The organism is Marseilla massiliensis, assembly GCF_016899955.1.
Taxonomy (GTDB): domain Bacteria; phylum Bacteroidota; class Bacteroidia; order Bacteroidales; family Bacteroidaceae; genus Prevotella; species Prevotella intestinigallinarum.
Window position 1 is genome coordinate 1 of record NZ_JACJJL010000057.1, and the last position, 3,535, is coordinate 3,535.

Annotated in this window: 6 protein-coding genes; all 6 read right to left on the minus strand. The window is 51.7% G+C overall.

Going from position 1 to position 3,535, the window contains the following annotated elements; translation table 11 throughout:
* Nucleotides 1–35: 35 nt before the first annotated feature.
* Nucleotides 36–767, minus strand: a complete 732-nt coding sequence (locus tag H6B30_RS15600) for a PcfJ domain-containing protein (protein ID WP_239484170.1) — start codon at nucleotides 765–767, stop codon at nucleotides 36–38.
* Nucleotides 768–779: 12 nt separating this feature from the next.
* Nucleotides 780–1,127: a hypothetical protein gene (locus H6B30_RS16460; protein WP_239484171.1), complete on the minus strand. Its 348-nt coding sequence runs from the start codon at nucleotides 1,125–1,127 to the stop codon at nucleotides 780–782.
* A gap of 3 nt (nucleotides 1,128–1,130) precedes the next feature.
* A complete protein-coding gene (locus H6B30_RS15605; protein WP_205112188.1) occupies nucleotides 1,131–1,556 on the minus strand; it encodes a PcfK-like family protein in 426 nt (141 codons plus the stop codon).
* 35 nt (nucleotides 1,557–1,591) lie between these two features.
* Entirely contained in the window at nucleotides 1,592–1,897 is a 306-nt protein-coding gene (locus H6B30_RS15610; protein ID WP_205112189.1) for a hypothetical protein, read from the minus strand.
* 352 nt (nucleotides 1,898–2,249) lie between these two features.
* Nucleotides 2,250–2,792 carry a hypothetical protein gene (locus H6B30_RS15615; protein ID WP_205112190.1) on the minus strand — a complete coding sequence of 181 codons (543 nt, stop codon included), beginning with the start codon at nucleotides 2,790–2,792 and terminating at the stop codon, nucleotides 2,250–2,252.
* Nucleotides 2,789–3,334, minus strand: coding sequence for a topoisomerase C-terminal repeat-containing protein (locus tag H6B30_RS15620; protein WP_205112191.1), 546 nt, complete (start codon nucleotides 3,332–3,334; stop codon nucleotides 2,789–2,791). The genes H6B30_RS15615 and H6B30_RS15620 overlap by 4 nt, the downstream gene beginning before the upstream one ends.
* Between the last annotated feature and the right edge of the window lie 201 nt (nucleotides 3,335–3,535).

A 3,535-nucleotide genomic window follows, 5' to 3' on the forward strand; every position in this document is an offset into this window, starting at 1 on the left:
ATAGCGTTTTTTGATATTTTATTAATAATCAGCAGCTAAAATATGACACTTCGCATAATATAACACTTTGCATAATGTTTCATGGCTTCACCCTCGGCACGGAACGCCTCAATGGAATCAAGGACGGATATTTCAATGTCGCTGTCGCTTATGACAATACCGAAGTAGCACGACTTTTCCCGATAGAAGTCCGCCTCCTGTCTTTTCGCCCTCTCCATCCGTTCCATATTCCTCCGCCTTTCCTCTATCCGTGTGGCTTTTGCAAGCCATTTGTCATGGTCAGCTTTGAGAGCTTTCGGACAGATGTACTTTACCGAACGGATGTCGTGGCCACATCTTTCAAGCAGCCTTATCGTATCGCACCACAGTCCATAATCCTCAGGCTCATAGCGATTGCGTTTCGCTATCTTGTACGACAGCCAGCACCTGTCAAGCTCCATTTCGTGCGCTGTGAAGTATTCAACCGCCTTAAAGTCCTTGGCTTTCATCATCGTCTCGATGCGGCTGTCCGCAAGAAGCATTTGCGCCAGCCTTGTCGGGTGGCAGTCCGGAAGCCGTCCCCTCATACCGTTGCGCCTTAACTCCCTTGTGGTGGAATAGTTCGGATAGACATACGTATTCGATATTACCCAATGGACGTTGGTCAGATTTCTCAGCTCAATGTCCGAAAGCCAGTTGAAACAGTCCATGTAATGCCCCAACATCCTCGTCCTTGACGTGACTGCGGTCTTGCCGTCCTTGTTGAGCCATATACGGCACACCTCCATCTGCCAGGTTTCCTATTTTATGCCCTTGCGCGTAATTGCTGACAGACGGAATACCCTCTGCACGTGGAAGCCGTCAATCCTCTCGATGGTGGAGAAATAGACACTTTCTTTCCTTTTGCGTGTCAGCGTGTCCGTCACTTCCAGCTTGTGCCGGCATTGAGGACAACGTGTATATTTGCCTTTTCCCTTGTAGTCGGACTTATGACCGCAGTCGCCGCAGGTACATTTGTACCCTGACGTGCGGAAGGCAATATGGCTTACCGTGTTCCTTACCGCCCATTCCACGGCTTTCGGGCTTACGGGTGACAGCTTCATGTTGGAAGCCGCCACCGCCTTTTCAAATCTGTTCCTCGGTTTCATGGCTCAAAAATTGTCAAAAAGTGACGGTTGGTGTTGTTTGTCCTCTTGTGTCTTTGCAGGTTTCGGCCTATGGTTGCGTGCCTGCAACTTGCGCAGCTCCCCGTCTTGGTAGCGTTTGAGTGCGAGTTCCCTCTGTTCAGCCTTTTCCTCTTCCGTCAATTCCACATGGTGGTTGACCACTACGTTGCAGGACTGCGGCTTGCCTATTTCAAGTTTCGGCTCGTCTATGCAGTGGACGGCCATTGAATAGATTTCATCGTCAGCAAATCCGCAGCAGCCCGACTTCTGTACTTCGTTGAGTATGAACGTCACCACATCGTCCATGGTGCGCGTCGTGGTTTCATACTTGGCACGGAAAAGTTCATCTTCTTTTGCCCTTTGGTCAAGATAACCCTTGATAATCTCCTTGAAATGTTCTGTTCCTTTCATATTTCCTTGCTTTTTTGTTGACAAATCCATACAGGTTAAATCGGCAGACCTGCCAGCAGTTCCAAAAGCGGTATGGTGTTGATGTCCTTGTCGAAACGCACCTGCCAGTCCGGCCTTGCAAGTAAAGACGGCATGAACTTCTTTACCGCAAACCGTCCGTTGTCGTTTGAATAGCAGTCGATGCTGGCGAAGTTCGCCCCGTCTTTGCGGATGTGGGCAAAAAACGGTGGCATACCGCAGAAGCACTTGCGGATGCTTTCCCTGTCCCACAACAAGGTAAGTTCATAAATACTGCCCTTGTAGCTTGCACTCTCCTTTCTGTCAATGAGTTCTATTGCCATAACGCTTGATTTTTGAAGTTCTAATCTTTTCCCTTTTGTTTGAAGCCTTGCGGCTTCCAGCTCCGGGATGTTTTTACGATACATGGTGACGGAGGGCGGAAGTGCCACAATGCAAACGTGGCAGGCGGAAAACTCACGGAATACCCGATTTGGCACAAATCGCGGAAGGCTGCCGTGCGTTTTCCGCCACAGCCAAGCCCGCGCCGTTTGCAGACGGCACGCCCTCCGTAAATTCGTATCGGAAAACCCACGGAGCCGGATGCCATGAGGGGCAGGAAACGGAAAATCCCGATGCCACATTGAAATGACACCGGGATTCCCCATGTATTTTGAAACAAATTCCTTATGAAGCCTACGGCAAGGGTATCTCAAACGACTTCACCACGCACTGCGCCTCCTTGTCCAGGATGAACCAGTATTCGGAATGATAACCTTGGCCGTCCGCGTCCACACCCTCGAAGTCAACCTTGACCTTCCAGCCGGAGAACGGTTGCGGACTCCCGTCAAGCGGACTGCTGAAATCCATCAGCCGCCTCAGGCTCGACATGGCCGACATCTGCCGCTCCATCAGGGTCGCCATTTCCTTGTCGTCCGGGTTGAAGTCCTCCAGCCCGTCCGTCGCATCCATCACCTTCCTGTTGATTTCCACCATAGCCATGGAGAGGGCCATCTTCTCCTCCTGCGTGATATAGGTATGCCCGAACACGGAATCCGGTTTGCTGACGCCCAATATCCGTATGGATTCAGGATTGTCCACCGATGCCTTCAATGCCTTTTCCGCCATGTCCGTCGCACGATTCTCCAAGTTGTCCGCACAGCAGACAAAGCAGAACACACCGCCCCAGAACAACACGATGGAGGCGAGTATTATCCCAATTTTCATCCCCGGTCTCATATCTTCACGATTTGAAGTTTGTCCGGCGATACGCCGAGCCGCTTACGGTAGATGCTGCCATCCTCCCGGTACATCTCCAGTTCCGAAGAGGTGATACCCTTTTCGCATATTTCCACGGCTTCATTCAAAGTTAGCGTATGTCCGCCGATGTTGCGCCAGATGGCGAAGGAACAGGGTGCGTCTTGGTTGGCATAGTTGGAGCAGTTGAACGCCCGGCTTCCCACACGTATTTCCCCTCCGCAATGCGGACACCTGCCGATGACCGGCTGCATCAGGATGTTGCCGTCGTCGGTCAGCTCCAGCACGGTCGGGAATGCCTTGCCCTCCTTGGAGGCGAAACCGTCCAGCAGGATGCGGCGTTTCTCCAAAAGTACCGCCACCTCTGCGTCCGCCATCTTGCGGTTGCCGATGATGGCATTGATGTTCAGTACGCAAGAAGGGCTGTCACCGATGTTATGCTCACAGCGGTATCCCTTGCAGGTCTTGACCACATTGCCGCCGCACAGGGGGCAGCGGCCGATGATTTTCTTTTCTGTTTCCATTGTTGTATGATTATGATACACTATTTTGATGATAAATTCCTAATTGAATCCACGCTTCCAGTCTGCCACGATGCCGCCGATGATGTTCTTGCCGGACATCACATTGGCCCATCCTTCCGGGTCAAGCGAGAACCAGAGGTCGTTCCACGAGAGCGTGCGCACCTGCCATGCCAGGATGAACAGGTCGGTGTTGATGGCTTC

Excerpts from the sequence above, each read along its gene's own strand:
- H6B30_RS15600 (WP_239484170.1), bottom strand. The coding sequence starts at position 767 with ATGGAGGTGTGCCGTATATGGCTCAACAAGGACGGCAAGACCGCAGTC.
- H6B30_RS16460 (WP_239484171.1), bottom strand. The coding sequence starts at position 1,127 with ATGAAACCGAGGAACAGATTTGAAAAGGCGGTGGCGGCTTCCAACATG.
- H6B30_RS15605 (WP_205112188.1), bottom strand. The coding sequence starts at position 1,556 with ATGAAAGGAACAGAACATTTCAAGGAGATTATCAAGGGTTATCTTGAC.
- H6B30_RS15610 (WP_205112189.1), bottom strand. The coding sequence starts at position 1,897 with ATGGCAATAGAACTCATTGACAGAAAGGAGAGTGCAAGCTACAAGGGC.
- H6B30_RS15615 (WP_205112190.1), bottom strand. The coding sequence starts at position 2,792 with ATGAGACCGGGGATGAAAATTGGGATAATACTCGCCTCCATCGTGTTG.
- H6B30_RS15620 (WP_205112191.1), bottom strand. The coding sequence starts at position 3,334 with ATGGAAACAGAAAAGAAAATCATCGGCCGCTGCCCCCTGTGCGGCGGC.